The organism is Thermosporothrix hazakensis, assembly GCF_003253565.1.
GTDB classification, from domain to species: domain Bacteria; phylum Chloroflexota; class Ktedonobacteria; order Ktedonobacterales; family Ktedonobacteraceae; genus Thermosporothrix; species Thermosporothrix hazakensis.
The window spans coordinates 95224-112453 of record NZ_QKUF01000019.1 but is presented as its reverse complement, the minus strand read 5'-3'; the positions used below and the strand labels follow the sequence as shown (position 1 = coordinate 112453).

The 17230-nt window shown below is 52.2% G+C and carries 9 protein-coding genes; all 9 read left to right on the top strand.

The annotated features are described in order from the left end of the window. Window positions 1-39 precede the first annotated feature (39 nt). On the top strand, window positions 40-2856 hold the full coding sequence (locus tag EI42_RS21695; protein WP_111324737.1) for a helicase HerA domain-containing protein: 2817 nt from the start codon (window positions 40-42) through the stop codon (window positions 2854-2856). Window positions 2857-2979: 123 nt separating this feature from the next. Beyond that, entirely contained in the window at window positions 2980-6051 is a 3072-nt protein-coding gene (locus tag EI42_RS21690) for a type IV secretory system conjugative DNA transfer family protein (RefSeq protein ID WP_111324736.1), read from the top strand. Continuing rightward, a complete protein-coding gene (locus tag EI42_RS21685) occupies window positions 6006-7892 on the top strand; it encodes a replication-relaxation family protein (protein ID WP_211326304.1) in 1887 nt (628 codons plus the stop codon). Before EI42_RS21690 ends, EI42_RS21685 begins: the two co-directional genes overlap by 46 nt. A 274-nt stretch (window positions 7893-8166) precedes the next feature. Further along, window positions 8167-9330 carry a hypothetical protein gene (locus EI42_RS21680; RefSeq protein WP_111324734.1) on the top strand — a complete coding sequence of 388 codons (1164 nt, stop codon included), beginning with the start codon at window positions 8167-8169 and terminating at the stop codon, window positions 9328-9330. Between the two features lie 65 nt (window positions 9331-9395). Beyond that, window positions 9396-12626: a DNA-directed RNA polymerase subunit beta' gene (rpoC, locus tag EI42_RS21675; RefSeq protein WP_111324733.1), complete on the top strand. Its 3231-nt coding sequence runs from the start codon at window positions 9396-9398 to the stop codon at window positions 12624-12626. 436 nt (window positions 12627-13062) lie between these two features. Beyond that, entirely contained in the window at window positions 13063-14235 is a 1173-nt protein-coding gene (locus EI42_RS21670) for a hypothetical protein (RefSeq protein WP_137686345.1), read from the top strand. 112 nt (window positions 14236-14347) lie between these two features. Beyond that, window positions 14348-15562, top strand: a complete 1215-nt coding sequence (locus tag EI42_RS21665) for an acetate and sugar kinases/Hsc70/actin family protein (protein WP_111324731.1) — start codon at window positions 14348-14350, stop codon at window positions 15560-15562. Continuing rightward, complete coding sequence (locus EI42_RS21660; RefSeq protein WP_111324730.1) at window positions 15562-15960, top strand: hypothetical protein; 399 nt, start codon at window positions 15562-15564, stop codon at window positions 15958-15960. The genes EI42_RS21665 and EI42_RS21660 overlap by 1 nt, the downstream gene beginning before the upstream one ends. 346 nt (window positions 15961-16306) lie before the next feature. Further along, the gene (locus EI42_RS21655) at window positions 16307-17206 is read left to right on the top strand and encodes a hypothetical protein (RefSeq protein ID WP_111324729.1); all 900 of its coding nucleotides are present in this window, start codon (window positions 16307-16309) and stop codon (window positions 17204-17206) included. Window positions 17207-17230 lie beyond the last annotated feature (24 nt).

Here is a 17230-nt window from a genome sequence, read left to right as displayed (position 1 = left end):
CTTCTTTCACACCCTTTTCCCTCTTTGAGGAGAGAGAATATGCACGAACACGATTCGCTCTTGAAACGAGTTCCCGGTCACCTCTTTTCGTTTGAGGAAAAGGTTTTCGGTCTATTCACCTTACCACAACTTCTCTGTGATCTGGGGGCTGGAGCCGGCATCCTGGCACTTACCAGTTCTTTCCCGCTGACCACCCGCCTTCTCATCGGCATCGCTCTGGCTCTACCAGTCCTCGTACTTGTTCACGGGAAAATACACGGCTACACTTTCCTGCGCTGGCTTTATCTCTATGGTCATTCACTGAGTATCCCGCGCCACACAACATATCGCTCTTTTCAAGCAGAACAGAAGGCACAGCGGCGCTCCCAGCCATCCATTCAAACCACCTGGATTCGGTTTAATCGTCTGGAACACGGGATTGCAGGCTATAGCACATCAAAAGGAGGAGAGTATTATTGGATTATTCTTGAGATCACAGGACGCAATATCCGCTACCTGCCCCGAACAGAACAGATACAACTCTTCAAACGCTTTGAGACCTTTTTAGCGGGGTTGGATTTCCGTCTTCAGTTCATCTCTCATACAGAGCAGGTTCATCCCCGGGCATTTGCGCCACTACGCATACAACAGAAAGCCCTTCAGCATGTATCCAATACCCCGCAGCTTGCCAGGCTCCAACAGGCAAGCCTGCACTTTCAGCAACAGCACATACCCAACTGTACGCTTACCAGGCACTTCGTCATCCTCTCAGTCTCAACACAGGAAGAAACCATTCGGACTGCTCAAGGAGCGCAGCAAGGGGCATTCTTCACCGTTTTCCGTCTGCCAGGTCGTACCCACACACCATCCATCTCAAAAGCGCACCTTCTCAATCAACTCCGTATTCGCTATTCGGTGGTTAAAAAACTGTTCCAGCAATTGGAGGTGCAGATCACACTCCTTTCTGATCAAGAAATCCTGCGTGTCTTCGCTTCGAGCCTGGTCCCTGGAGCAACAAACGTTGAGCCAGGCATCCTTGCAAAGCATCTTCCACACACAACAACAAAAGACCACTCGCTCGCAGATCTGCTCGCCCCAAAACGGATTACGATCCATCCTCACATGCTTGAAGTCGAAGGACAGAGCGGCAAACGCTACCAGCGCTACTTTACGGTGGTGACCTATGGGCATGAGTTAGCATGTGGCTGGGTCAACGAGCTCATGGAACTGGGACTTCCCATGCATGTTTCTACCACTTTTGAACCACTAGACACACGCATCATCCTTCATCGATTGGAGCAGCATTTAGTGAAGCTAGAAAGCAAGCGATTTGCAGATCAGAAAGCGCTCCGTATCACGAAAGCAGATCAACACATTGAGGCCGAACAAATCCAGCACATAACCCGTGAGCTGGCCGAACGTCGCTTGAAGATCTTTGTCGTCTCTATGACCATTGGCATTCATGCAAGCAGCCTTGAGCGTCTGGAACAGCGCTCTCACTACCTGCTTTCCCATTTGCGCCAGAGGCAGCTTCAGGTGCTCCCAGGCCTACGGCAGCAAGACGTGCTCTGGCAGGCCAGCCTTCCGACCTGCCCGGCTGTCCTCCTTGACCACGCAATAAACTTACCAGGCGATGTCTGCTCCACTTTCCTCCATGCGACTTCCGGCGTTGTGGGAACGCCAACGGGTGTCTTCTTAGGCTTCACCGGCTCAGGTTTCAGTCGCCGACCCGTCTACTTCAATCCCTGGTCTGCCGAAAAAAAGATCCCGAATCCTCATATCGTTGTGGTTGGCGAATCTGGAATGGGAAAAAGCTGGCTTGGCAAGACCTTCGTGACTGGACTTGCAGGCATGGGCATTGCAGACATCGTTGTGCTGGATCGTGATGACGACTATCTCCCGCTCCACAATGCCTTAGCAGGCGAAAGCCAACGCTACAATCTGGCACAAAGCTGCCCCATCAATTTCTTTGATCTTCCCTTTGGCCCCGAGCATGTAGATCCAGATGCCCCTATTGATCTCCTCTCCGAGTTTCTCGATAACCATCTGATGGTAGCGCTGGCACTCATTGTGACAGATGCAGAAAATGGCAACGCGAAACTCTCTAAAATTGAAGAGGCATATCTTATGCAGGTCGCCCGGCATACCTATGCCGCAAAAGGGATTACCAGTGAAGCTATTCGCCACGATCCCGCAACTTTACTCATCCCGGCTCCAACGCTGGCGGATTTTCTTGTGACCATGAAGCAAACAAAAGCTTCTTCTGAAGAGATGCGACTTTCTCTGCTCGAACGCCTGGAGAAGGCGCTGTATCTTTTCCCGGGAGAAACCCGGATCTCAATCTCAAAACCGATGACCATTTTCTCCATCTGCGACCTTGATGAGAAATGGTACCCTCTCATGACCTTTGTCGTGCAAAATTTTCTGTATCGGCATCGTGCCTTGCGTCAAGATGAACGCTATCTCGCCTACCTTGTCGAGGAGGCCAGCTATATGCTCAAACATCCAGCGGGCCGACGGTATCTCGAAGCCGGCTCACGGGGCTTCCGAAAATTAGGCATTGCGCAGATCACGTTGAGTCAGCACCCCGGGGATTTCCTGGAAGAAGGCGCTGTGATCCTGTCAAATGCTGGTACGGCCTTCTTTCTTGGTATGCAGCCCAATGCAGTCGCCAAACTCAATCTTTCTCCAGAGCTTGAGCGCGTCCTGACAGAGGCTGTGCCAGGTCAAGCGGTCATGCGCTGTGGGAATGAGTTTGCAGCACTGACGATTGCTTCAATCCCGCAAATCCGCCACCTCCTGACAACAGACCCGCAGGAACGCCGAACGTTACGAAAACACCATGATCATACCAGGAAAGGGCAAACAGATGCGTAAAAAGAGACAAAGCACCAAACAGGCACAGCTTGTTCGCTTCCTTCTCCTCATTCTTTCTGGCCTGCTGCTCCTCGCTGGACGTTGTATGCTTCCACATCCCATCCTTGTATAGGAGAGAAAGACATGACGCAGTTCTCCACTACATCAACGCTTCCTATTCCATGCCAGGCCACGGGAGCCGAGCATCTGGTTCAGCTTGTGCCCCATGAAGAAGGTGTTCTTCAGGCGGAGGCAATGGAAAACTGGTTTCAAGCCTGTAGCACCAGGGAACCTTTTGCACTTGAACTGGTCGGAACCAGCAAAGCACAGGGGTTCCTGCTCCGTGCCACCTCAAAAGATCAGCTTATCCTCCTTTCAAAGCAGCTCGCAGCCCAATATCCTCAGGCTGAAATCAAACGGATCGCATCTTCCGCAGATCCCTTGATACTTCGAGCCGGCGAACACGCTCTTATCGGCGAGTTTGCCCTTCTCAAGCCGAGCTGGATGCCTCTCAAGACCTTTAGCGGGAAAACGTTGGCGGAAACAGGATCCGACCCACTTGCGGGCATTCTGGCAGCTATGGAAGCCGTTGTTCCGCGTGAACGTATCATCAGTCAACTGGCCTTGCAGCGAGCACCTGAAACCTGGATCTCAAAGGACATTCGCAAAGCCGTTGAGCATCCACTTCAGGAGGAGCGCAACCGGACCGTCGTCGCCAGCAGGGAGACCAGCACCCCCAATGCCGGAGGTCTCCGGATTCTTGGTGGCTTGCTTGGAGGAATGGTGATTCTCTCGGGTTATCGCTGGTATCAGCAACAAGCCTGGTTTCCCCTCACGCTTCTAGCAACGGGCACCGTTATCACGCTTGTTCTCCTTCTCTGGTGGTTTTTCGTTCGAAGGAAACCACCACGCATCTATGATATGAAGCTGGTCGCCGAGAAACTCATGCGTGCGGCATATTATACACACCTGCGTGTCATCATCATCGGCCCACAAACAACCACAACAGAACAGCGACTCCGCACATTGCTCACTCATCTGGAAACAGCCTATCATCAATTCACGCTGGCAAGTGCAAACGGCCTTTCCCTCAAGCGGATCCGTCATCTTACCCCCGAACAGAGACAGGCCAAACAGCTTCCAGGCATTCCTTCAGCCTTTCCCTATCATCACCCTTTCGTACGGTTTCTCCACAGAGGAGCCCCTTGCAACGATGTGTGGAACGGGCTGGAACTTGCAGGGGCCTTTCATCTCCCGCAAGAAACAACAGACCTTCCTCTCGTGCAGAGAATGAGTGTTAAACACCTCTTATTCTCTCCTGAGATTGCTCATCATATCAGTACAGCTCCAACTCCGCTTCCACCGGTCTTACTGGGGTACTCAAAGCATCGAGGCTATGCAACGCCCGTCTATCTCCCTTTTGCCACGCTCTTCAGTCACAAATTTCTGGTTGGGCGATCTCGCTCAGGGAAATCAGTGCTGATGCAGTTGATGCTTCAAGGGGCAATGCATCCTATTACAGATGGTTTGCCACAACCGGGTATCTTCGTCATCGACCCTCATCATGATCTGATCGAGGATCTTTTGGGCTGCATTCCGCCAACACGCATCGCCGACGTGATCCTTCTGGATTTCACGGAAACCGCCTATCCTGTTGGCCTCAATCCGCTTGATGCCACGATGGGCTTCACCCGTGATCAGGCTGTAAGCAATCTCATGTCCTGCTTTGAACGTGTCTGGCAGGAGTTCTGGGGACCACGCATGGCTTACTTTTTAAAATCGGTCTGCCTGCTTTTATACAGCCTCAACCAACGCCTTGTAGCAGCAGGGAAGGCACACGAGCAATACACCCTGCTGGATATCAATCCTTTGTTACAATACCAAAACTATGCAATCCAGGTCCTGCGTCATCTTGATATGAGCGAGACCTGGCATCAGGAACTTTTAGCCTGGTGGCAAAATGTCTATTTTGCGCTTCCCAAACAAAGCGGCTTCAGGCAGGAAGTAATCATGCCTATCATCTCCAAACTCGGGGTCTTTAACGATAATGAGGTGCTTCGGCGCATTATTGGCCAACCAGTCACCACGGCTCCCATTCAGCAAGCCATCACCCACGGCAAGATTGTCCTCTGTGCGCTCAGTTCCCGTGACCTGGATGATGCCTCGATCAATATTCTGGGATCAACCCTGATCAATCTCCTGCACCGCACCTTTGCCACCCAGCAGCATCTCTCCCTGCTTCAAAGACGCAAAGTATTCGTCGCCATTGATGAACTTCAAACCTTCAGCGGAAGCATGTATGACAAACTTCTCAGTGAGGACGCAAAATACGGGTGTGCCATGCTGCTTTCAACCCAATCCCTGAAACGTTTAAACCAGATCAAAGACGGCCTGCTCGAAATCATCCTGGCAAATTGTGAAAATCTCTGGTCCTTCAATGTCTCTGCGACAGACGCCAGACTCCTGGAGGAAGAATTTCAGAAGAAAGTGACGCAAAAATACCTGCTTTCTCAACCCAGGCTGCACTGCTATACTCGCCTCTCGCTTCCAGGCCATCCACTTCAGTTCGCCAGTTTTGAGGTAGCCCATCCAGATGGATGGCAAAAAAATGCGAGTCAAGATGCGACTCGTGAGCACATTCGTCGCCAGGCTCAAGCTCGTTGCCTCCCAGCGACCCAGATCGATGCCAACCATGCAAAACACCTCAAACAGTTTCTCGATATGCAGACGTTTGCGCAAAAAATTCAACGTGAGGCACAAGGAGCACAACAGAGCAAGCAGAAAAAAGAGCAGGCCACAGAACTCGCTCAGCACATACAATCATACCATCTCTCGCCTGCTTCGCAGAGTCCTCAGGCAGAAACGGCGTCGCCTCCTTCTCCTTCATCGCTTACAACATCCACTCCGCTTCTCTCGACCGCACCCAAGGAACAACAGCACGAGCATACTTCCCTCACCTCACCGACCATTGTCCCCCAGGAAGCAGGACCGCACGCGGCCAGCGAGCCAAAAAGGCGCCGAAATCATCCCCGGAGTCGACGCAATAAGCAGCCCACCCCCGTCACGAAAATGCCCATTGGAAGTCCTCCTCCGGGACTTATTCAGCAGGAAACGGTGCCCCCACCAGAGGGACATGAAGAACAGCGTCCATTCTTCTCATCTTCTGGCTCATGGGGACGAGCAGGCAAAGAACGCGAAAGCCGGGAACGAGCCTGATCATGCAGCTCAGCGCCGAACAACACCAGCAGCTCCTTTGGCTAACCTGGCATTCGCTCAGCTCAGTCGAGGAGCTGGCCCGCATCCAACACAAAAACACAAAAACGATCTGGCGACTCCTGCATCAATTAGAAACAGGCAACTTTATCTCTCATGTCGTTCTCTCAGAAGCGCATCGGATCTTCCGGTATTACCTTACAGATCAGGGACTCCAGTATCTCGCTCAATCTCTTCAGCTTCCTTCCCCCCTCCCATTGGCTCAAAGCTATCCAGTAACCCGCGCTGATTTACAGGCCAGACTTGCCAGAATAGACATTCACGCCATTCTCTCAACATGTATAAGTCACCTCCTTGCCACCTCTCCAGCCGGTTCCCAATTGGTTTGGTATCAACAGCCCTGGAAAGAACCATTCCGGAGTTCCCGGGGCCAACAGCGGTTTGTGGTTTACGACGCCTTGTATATTGTGCGTACTCCTTCAAAAGCACATCTGCATTATGCCATCTCTGTAGATCTCCCGGATCGGCCCTTTCATTCCCGCGAGGATCGCTCTTTTCTCACGCATATCCAACGGAGCCAGAGCACCCCTCAACCAGGCCGCCCTCGCCCGGTCTTTCTACTCCTTTCTATCCCTGCCCGCTATTCGTTCTGGGCAGATCTCATTGCTCCTTTGCCCTTCCTGCAAGGGGCAATTGGCAATCTTCTCCAGCTCGAACAGATCAATGAACAGATCTGGCTCCCCTTGAAACACCTTGCCCACTGGCCGCGTAACACCACACAACTCCACCACCTTCACAGCTTGTTCCCCCCTCTCCCCCCGTCATCTGCATCGTTACCGAACACTTCCATTTCCCCCATCAGCATTCACTCCTCCGATCAAGCTCCCTGCATCTCTCGCTCATTGCCCGTGTATGTAGGCGCTGACCTTCAACATGAAGCACAACAATTCGCTTCCCAGGCCCCCTTCAAACAAGCGCACCTCATGCTCGAAGCGCTGCGAGGCGGGAAAAAGACTCAGATCGAGACAGCCGCTATGCTTTCACTGCTTCTGAATCAGCAGCAAAAAACTATTCTCTCCTGGCTCACACGACATCCATATCTGGGAGATGATGATCTTCTCACGCTCTTACACCCTGGAAAAACAGACCTTCGCCTTCTGCATCGACACCTTGAGCCCCTGATTGCACTCCAACTCGTGCAGTGCTCCTTCTGGGAGGATGCTCCCACACAGCGCGAACGTAACCGCTATCACGTCACTGAAATAGCCCTCCGCTATCAGGCCATCCGGCATCGACGCTCCCTTACATCCTATCTCCACCCGGCTCCTTCTGGTTCCTGGCAGCAACGAGGAATCACGCTACTTCATAACCAACACTCCCATACCTGTGAATTATACCGGTGTATACGAGCTATCTATGCACTTGCCTCCCCTACAACGTATAGCATCATGTACTGGAAGAATGCACAAGAGGCAATACGATGGCACCAGGATGCGCTCTCACACAAGATTGTGTTCATCCGTCCCGACGCCGAGTTCATCTATCAACTCCCGGGGAATACACTCCCTCAATCTCTCCTCATCGAATATGATAGAGGAACAACATTTTTTCGTGAACATATCGCCAAGATCGAAGCATATGGAGACTATCAACAAACAACGGGGAAACATCTTCCGCCTCTCCTGTTTATTCTGCATCGCTCGCACAAACGGAAAAGTATCCAGGAGGCGATCAAAGAGGCTGAGGCCAGAGAGCTTCACATCTTCCTTCATTCAGAAGAAGAGATACATCGATACGGCCTGCAGCCTCTCCTTGCCGATCTTCTGAATACTCGTTTCCCTTGAGCCCTCCTTACGGCTGTATCCCGCCAATATTCGGTTTCTTCTCGAATACTGCTCCGCGTCCGCAGACGGGAAACTCCCGGAAACAGACACGCCACATCTGGGTCTCTGCCGCTTTCCAGAGAGGTTCCTGTTCTTTTCCCGGAATATTTCCCCATCCTGCTTGTATCGTTTTCAGTGGTTGGAGTGCTCGTCACCAATCCCAACAATGCTCATCTTCCTGCGCTCCAACCGCTTTTTCTCGATTCAGATCAACAAGCAAGAAAGAAGGACTCCTATGCAGAAGACCATCGGATTTTCTCTCCGCAACCACAAACCAGTACGCCTTGATCTGGCTGAGCATCGGGGCAGCCTCTTTGGCTCTGAGCGATATCTGAGCCTTATGCTGCATCGCCTTGCCTATAACGCTGTTCAGACTGGCTGGAAGGTCATCTATCTCGATTTTCAACCCACAGATACAGAAGCTGCCACGTTTACTGCAACCATGCAGCGAGGAAAACCGAAACGCGTTCGTTGCTTCCCGTACGAAGCCTACGACGGGCTCGGCATGGCAAAGCCTCCACAGGCTCTTATTCAGCAACTTCTCCAGCTCGCTTCACTCCCTCAAGAACCCTATGACCAACATATCGCCATCCTCGGTTTAACAGAACAATTACAGCGTTCCCACACTCTACCTTCCAGCCTGGGCGCACTCATTCAGCAACTGTACCAGCGAGCTCCGGAGCAAGCCTCTTTGCTGAAGCAGATTCGCTCTCGAGATTACATAGGGCTCCCTTTGCGCTTTGCCTCCCTTGACGCTCTCATTGGACAATCCCTCAATGGAGGCTGGACTCTGGCAGATGTGGATGCCTGCTACATCAGCCTCGCCGCATGGAGTAGACCAGAAACAGCCAGATTACATGCACGCTTCTTCCTTTCCGAACTTGCCTGCTATCTCACAGAGTTGTGTACAAACCAGAGCGTGCTTGTCTTACTCCGGCATCCAGAACTTTTGCTTGAGCCTGGCGAGATTACATCTCTCTACAGTCACATAGAGCCATATGGCAGTCTTTTTGTCGCTACCGGCACGCCTGCTGATCTAGGCCCGGGCGAACGACAAATCGTAGCCTCATCATCGGTCCAGATCTATCTTTCAGGCAGCGCTCCTCAGCGCCCCTGGTGGCAACGCTGGCAGAAAAATCCCAATGGAGATGAAGCACTGCTTATCCAGGATGGGCGTAGCCGCCGCATCTATATCGCCCCGATTCCACTTGAAGCGACGGCGCTGGTTGGGTCAACATATCAGTTGCGCTCCGCCGACACGCAATCGCTGACCTTTGATACCCGGGATTTCCTGCTTCCCTCACATGCGGATCCGACAACAGAGCCAATACCAGCGCTGCCCCGATTTGCACACAAGGTTCACGCAAAAAGCAATTCCAAAGGTAACACACATCAGTAGATAGAAAGCCATGCATGAGGAATCCTCTCGCAGGATTCCTCATTTTCTCTACTCCAGGAGATGTTATGGAAGCAATTCGCATCAGTCTTGCCGGCCCGGAACATATTCGAGGCTGGAGTTCAGGAGAGGTGACCAAACCGGAGACCGTGAACTACCTCACGCTTAAACCAGAAAAAGACGGTCTCTTCTGTGAACGCATCTTCGGACCAACAAAAGACTGGAGCTGCGCCTGCGGAAAGTATCGAAAGAAACGATTACCTGGTACGATTTGTGAAAAATGTGGTGTGGAACTGGCACCTGCGACCGTGCGGCGCGAACGCATGGGACACATCGAGCTGGCCCTGCCAGTTGCGCACCCCTGGTATGCCCGACGCACACCGAGTATCCTCGGCCTCCTCCTCGATCTCTCCCCACAACAGCTCTCAGCTATCCTGACCTGTCAAAACTATCTCGTCGTTGATAGTCAGCAAAGCAACACGCTCGTCGATCAGCAGACCGCTGCTGACCTCAAAAGCGCTGCCTCTCATCGATCTGTCTTCACAGGTGCGCAGGCTCTTCAGCAGATGCTTCGCGCACTCGACCTTGATCAACTCTCCGACTCCCTGAGGACACAACAGTCCACTTCACAGGAGAAAAAAAGGCTCAAGCGGCTTGCCATCGTCGAAGCGTTGCGCCGCTCCAGCATCAAACCGGAGTGGATGATTCTCACGGTGCTTCCCGTTTTGCCTCCTGAATTGCGCCCGATGGTTCCCCTGCACGGCGCACGATTGGCCACCTCCGATCTCAACGTTCTTTATGAGCGCGTCATCCATCGCAATCAGCGGATCAAGCACCTTTTAGCGCAAAACACGCCGGAAATTCTCCTCAACAATGAATACCGGCTGCTTCAGCAAGCCGTCGACGCGCTTTTCGATAATCAACATATGACTCACCCTCAACTCAACAGTCGACGCCAACCGCTCAAAAGTCTCACCGATCAGATCTCCGGCAAGTATGGACGCTTTCGTCACCATCTGCTCGGGAAACGAGTGGACTACTCTGGCCGTTCGGTCATTGTTGGCAATGCTCAACTGAAACTGCATCAATGTGGCCTCCCCACTGATATCTGTCTGGAGCTATTCAAACCTTTTGTGATTCGAAAACTGCTGGAACGAAACCTCGCACCCTCTCCACGAGCGGCCAAACGACTGATTGAACGGCCACGCCAGCGATCAGAGGATTTATGGGATCTTCTGGAAGAAGTCATGTTTGAACGTGTTGTCTTGCTCAATCGTGCTCCAACCCTGCACCGGCTCTCTATCCAGGCATTTGAGCCGGTTCGCGTAGAAGGCAAAGCCATTCACCTTCACCCCCTGGTCTGTTCGGCCTTTAACGCGGACTTCGATGGCGATCAAATGGCGGTGCACCTACCTCTCTCTGAAGAGGCACAGGCCGAGGCGCGTCATTTAATGCTCTCGACACACAATCTGCGTCATCCAGCCTCAGGCGAGCCGTCGATTAGTATCAGTCAAGAAATGGTGCTCGGCTTGTTTTATCTCACACAAGAGCGTCCCTCTTCCAGGAAGGGGGGAAGAGTGTTCGCAGATAGCACTGACGCCTGTCAGGCCTACGAGCATGGTCAGCTTGATCTGCACACTCCGCTTGTTGTGCGCCTCAATCAAACGGTCTTTACTGCTCCCGGTACTCTCCAGTCAGGTCCGCTCCATCAACGTATCACAACAACAGTTGGACGTCTGCTTTTTCACGAGGCGCTCCCTCCAGAACTGGGATATCGCAACTATGCTATGACCAAAGAAGCCCTCAAGCAGCTTGTTGCGGAAAGTTTGCACGTGCTTGGCAATGAACAGACAGCCATGCTTGCCGACAAACTCAAACAGCTTGGTTTCCACTATGCCACCAGATCAGGCATCAGTCTTGCTATCAGTGATATCGTGGTTCCAGCAGAAAAGCATGCTCTTCTGCAAGAAGCTGATGCCGAAGCAGAAAAAATAGAGGAACAGTATAGTGCCGGCATGATGACAGGAGAGGAACGATCGCGCCAACTGATTTCGCATTGGACACAGGTCACCGAACATATCTCATCTCGGTTGGAAGCTGCCCTTGATCCCTGGGGAAGCCTCTCCACCATCATCCAAAGTGGAGCCACAAAAGCCAAATTTCAGCAGATTCGCCAACTCTCCGGTATCCGAGGCCTTTTAGCCCGCCCAAACGGAACAATCATTGAAACGCCAGTGAGAGGCAACTATCTACAGGGTTTGAGCGTAGGAGAAACCTTTATTGCCGCCTCTGCCGCACGCAATGGCTTTATGGGAAGAAGTCTGAATACCGCCACCACCGGCTATCTCACACGAAAACTGGTCGAAGCCGGAATGGAAGTATGGATCACCACTCATGATTGTGGGACCACTGATGGACTGCTCATGCCAGTGCATACCCGAGAAGCGCATCAGCGCCTCGTTGGTCGGGTTCTTGCAGAGCCCACAGGGGCATTCGCCGCCGGGACTCTCATTGAGGAAACCATGATCCAACACCTGACAGATGTGCCAATGATCCGTGTGCGCTCACCATTGACCTGTCAGGCCTCCTATGGACTTTGTCGTCTCTGCTATGGAAGCGATCTCGCAACAGGAAAGCTGGTTAACCCGGGGACAGCCGTCGGTATTCTCGCAGGGCAGTCTATTGGTGAACCCGGAACCCAGCTCTCGATGAAAGCCTTTCATTCTGGAGGCATCGCAAATGCTCAAGGGGACATCCGCTTCGGTCTGCCTCGTGTGATCGAACTCTTTGAAGCTCGGCACCCTTCCCATCGGTCCACACCCAGGACGCCTTTGACAGCAGAGACCCTCGATCCACATGAGATCCTGCTTTCTCGCGGTAGCGAAGCAACTGCTCGCTATTTGCTGGCCGAAATTCAACATGTATTCCAAACAACTGGCGTCTCCCTGCATGATAAGCACATCGAAGTGATCCTGCGCCAACAACTCCGCTCTGTCCAGATACTGGCTTCAGGAGATACTGCACTCATTCCAGGAACAACTATTGATCGCTTCACCCTCTTCCGTGAAAACGCAGCCATCCTGGCTCAGGGAGGACACCCCGCTCTTGCCCGTCCAATCCTTTTGGGGCTCTCTCAAAGCATCTTCCAGACAGCAAGCTGGCTCGCGGCGGCCTCTTTTCAGGAAACCAGCCGGGTCCTCAGCGAAGCCGCTCTTCTGGGCAAACACGACATGGGACTCGGCTTCAAAGAGCATGTTCTTCTGGGAAAAAGAATTCCAACATCTTTTCTTAGAGAGTAATTATATTGTTTCTTTTTACGACCTTTTGCGCTATACTAAGATTATTATTCGTTTGTCGCTCTGATTATAGAAGGAGTAAAATATGTCTCGTAGGTTGATCCTCCCTCTATGCATGCTAGGAGGAGCATGCATTACTTTTTATTTTGGTACTCTCCCTCATTTGCCAATGTTATCACAATTACCTCTTCTCTGGAAATATCCATCTTATCGATTTATTATCATCATCATCCTCATCAAAATCCTTTCCCCGCTCTTTGCGGTTAGCATTATCGGTATCAGTTCCCAGTTCTTCCATTCATTGACCCCACTCAAACTGCTTCTTGACACTATGCGGAGCCGCCTCGCTGAGCTCTCCTCGCTTCCTCATCACGCTTTTGCAGAAAATCACCAGACCTTCGCAAGCGAAATGCAAGAAACGCTTCCAGAGGAAATATATATGAGGACATTCACCTTTCCACGGCCACACCCACCACGCCCCAAATCTTCCCCTTCACAACGGGCACAGCAGCTCCTGGCAAGACGACGTCAACGTTTCTATCACACCTATCGAATGAAACAAGCATCAGCAGAGGAAAAACATGATGAGGAGAAGAGAAAAGCAGGCGAACCATGCCATCTGGCAGACATCCGCCTCGACATTACCGTGCTTAAAAGCATCAGTCTCACTCTTGTCATCCAGCAGAACAATACCATGCATCGGTATCCCCTCCCAACCCCCAGCAATGCCCGACGCTTACAACTCGTCTCTTATATCGGGGAACATCAACCAGTTGCACGCGAAAAAATCTTAGAGAATATCTTTGGTCATACGCTGTCCGATGAGGAAGCGACCACGGAGAAATTATCAGAACAATTTGATTCCCACAAGAAATTGCTGCGCAAAGATCTGCAAAAAGCGCTCAAACAGGCCAATGCTGACCTCGGGCTCTCCCTTTCGCCGAAAGAGATCTTTTCGCATCAACACAAACAATATGCTCTCACCTCGCTCTGTCATATCACTGACATCGAGCAGCTCACTCACCTCTATGAGCGCATGCAAACTGCTGGCACAGAAGAAGAGAAGCGTCAGGCGGGGGAGGCATTGATCAAGAGCTATCCAGGCGATTTCTTTGAGGAAATGGTCTCTCTCTATCCTGAAGAGTTCGAGCCGCTCTATAGTTCCTGGATCCGAGCCCCTTATACCAAATACCGCGACTGGTATCTGCAAGCCCTCTGGTTGCTCGCAGAGCATGCTCAGCATCAGGGAGAACAGGCACTCAAAGAGGCAACCAGCGAAGCCGCATCCGCACATCTCCAACAAGCTGCATCCCTCTACGCTCAGTATGCTCAGAAAGCCGTAGAGAATCGGCTTGATCTCAAAATCTCCTTCAAGGGCAAAGAGGTGGGTGAAAGGGTTGCAGCCAGCGAGCGAGCCATGCGCTACGCCATTCGGCTCTGGACCCAATTGAATGATCACTATCATATTGACACCACCTGGGCCACCTACTACAAGCATCTGCGTCGGCTCTCGTCTCAGGCCTGGTCTCCCAGCGAGAAAACACAACAGGTGCTGCACACGGCACGTAAACAATCCTCGACAGGCTATGAGTCATTTGATTTTGTACCATAATATTTTTGTGTTCTTTTTGTGTCCTTCATCTACTGGGAAGTTGAAAGTAGACGAACACAAAACGCACACAAAAAGAACACAAAACGATATCTTTCAACTAAAGGAGATTTCGATGACGTCTCTTCCCGCTCACTCATTTCTTGATCTCATTACAACTCAGCAACCACTGCATCTCCCTCATGGCCCGCTCTCAGGGGTGTATCTCTCTGCTGATGGCGCCCCCGTTATTGAGATGGCGCTGGAGAATGGCAACAGTGCAACGCGTGTCATGACGCTGCATGCAACGACCCATACACCGGTCATCACCCAAACTCCTTCTCTCTACGAGGAAGAAACAACCCCCCTTATTTACGCCACTGATACCGGAGAATGGTGGCAGGTTGAAGAACGTGACGGCTCTCGCTCTCCCCGTTTCCATATCGGATCGTTTGCTGACGCGCAAGCCAGCCTCCCCATCGGCAAAACAGACGTTCGCTGGAACGATCACCGTTTTGTGAATTTCAACCGAGCCTGTCTTGTCAGTACCCTGATCCAGGCCGGCTATGGCCCGGGCACCCATTTCATTGGCATCTGCCCGGGATGTCGCAACGAAGAAGTCATCGTTGGCCAGGGCGTCAGCCCACAGGTTCAGGCAGCGCTCTCCACTGGCTTACAGTCCTTCGTCCTCTGGTACAAAGATACTGATCGATATGACATCCATATTCATGAGATTTTGCCCGCAGTTCCCCAAACCTTCGGGAGCCATTTTGCCTTTGACTCCGATATTTTTGGCCGCTCGCTTCATCCCGAGGTTCCTCAATGGGTCTGGTTTGATATTGGCTTCTACGACGCCCACATTGTCACCGTTCGCCGCCGCAACGCGTCGCTTCAGGTCACAGGCACCAAAATCGCCGATGGAATGGCAAGCGTTGTCCGTGATATGGGAATCTTTCTTCGCCAAGCACACTTCTCCCAGATGGAACCTCTCTCCTATGGCTCCGCTCTGGAGATGATGCGCCGCGGCCAGGTCTATATTGGAGGGCTCCCATTAGAAGGGGCAGAGCAAGAGAAAGGCAAACAGCTCATAGCCGCATACAAAGATCGAGAGGGGGGAAATCTGATTCGTACGCTTCTGGCCCATCATCCTACTCTCGATGCGGTTTTCGCATTCACCGGGGGCGGCTCCATTGATCTGGCACACCAGATTCGCCGCCAAACACAACACCATCCTCCCCACCTGATCAAATGTCTGGCAGAGGATGTTGCCCGGATCGCCAACATCGCGGGGATCTTTCTGCTCCTCAATCTGGCAAAACGGAAACAAAGTAGAAGGGGGATCCTGGCATAATGGCAAAGCAGCGATCTGGTGGCCTCATCCTAAAACATGTTCGTCTCCGTATCCGTGATATTCAACAAGCAGAAGCCCTTGCAGAACAGCATGACCGAGACCTCAATGATGTAGTCAGAACACTGTTCGAGCGGGGGACACTCTTTGGGGCAGCGCTCGAACCTCCCGGCCCGACAGGTTGCTACGGTCTGTATGAAGGACGCCGCCTGGCTGAACTCCTGCTTCCTGATCTTGAGAAACTGATCTGCTTTGTAGTGAGATACGGGTGTATCCCCGCGATGCTTGAACACCGCCCATCTGAGCACCCTGCTTCGCTCCACCCACCCGCTGACACCCCGGATGATATTGCAGAGGAAGCGGTCGAAGTGCTCAATTTGTTCTTTGCTCCTCCCTCCTGACACAGCAACCCCTTGAGCTGTATGGGGCTCTCTCCTCTACAGCTCAAGCCTTCCTCCCCCACACAAGGGACAAAGCTCCTGCTTTCCTATCAAGCGAAGTTGATTGTGGGCAATTTTCACCAGCCACACTGCACCACCAACGCAAAGGCTCATAAGCAGAGAGAGACAAAAAAGGAACGCTCTCCTCCATGACGAACCACGGTCACCCCTTCACCTTCCCTGAGCATACATCTGTTCCGCCCATTTCCCGATCACCTTCCGAATCGTTCCCGGGGGAATTCTGCGGACTTCCTTCACGGACACAGTATATTCCCAACAAAACTATTGCGATGAGGAGGAAACAAAGATGCCATCAACGCACAACAAAGACGGACAGGAACACACACTCCCAGACAAGGAAGACCTCTTTTTCACCTTCGATGATGCCCCGTTTGAGGCCCCCTTTCAGCCATCGGGAGAGGCCGCACCGGTTCTTTCTCCGCTTGAGCCCCGATCTGAACCATCCACCGCACCTGAACCTGCGCTCAAACGGCGCCGTTGGAAATGGAGGGTTGCAGGCCTCACCATCATGCTTGCTGTCGGTGTACTTCTTCTGCTATTGTATCCGGTCGCACTCCCGGTACCAACAGCAGACGCTCCTAAACACCCACTCCAACCAACACAACAACCATCACCTACCGCTTCCCCACCAGAGTCATCCGCTCTTCTTCCCGTACCGAACGGCTGGAAGCAAGCAGGCCTCACCCCCATTGACGCTCTCAGTGCTCAACGTGTGGCCATTGACTTTGTCCAGGCTGAAATGAATCTGGATTATCGCAACGCTGGCATTCGGGAACAGCACGGCGGGACCTTTACAGCAGCAATGGCCTTTTTATCGCCTGCCGCAAAAGAACGCTTCCTTCACTATGATCGGCGGATGATCAACAATGTTCTGTTTGACCAGGTCCAGCAGCAACAGCTTGTTCAAATGGTTCTTCATCCATCCACTCAGATTCACAAGATCCAGCAGGACGGAGATGAGCTATTTGCCTGGGTTGATGTCTCCTTTACACTGTATCAGTCGTTAGCAGATCAAACAGGAAAACGAGACGAGCACACCGTCCTTGATCCGAAAACACAAAAACCTCTCATCCAACATATGCAAGTCCTGCTCCTTGCAGGGCTGAATACGGCCACCGGCCAGAGCTGGCTCGTCACGACATATGCACTCAACGCCCCACCGCCAGAAATACTCGATGTTCCTTGAAATCCTGACCACCTCTCGGAAGAA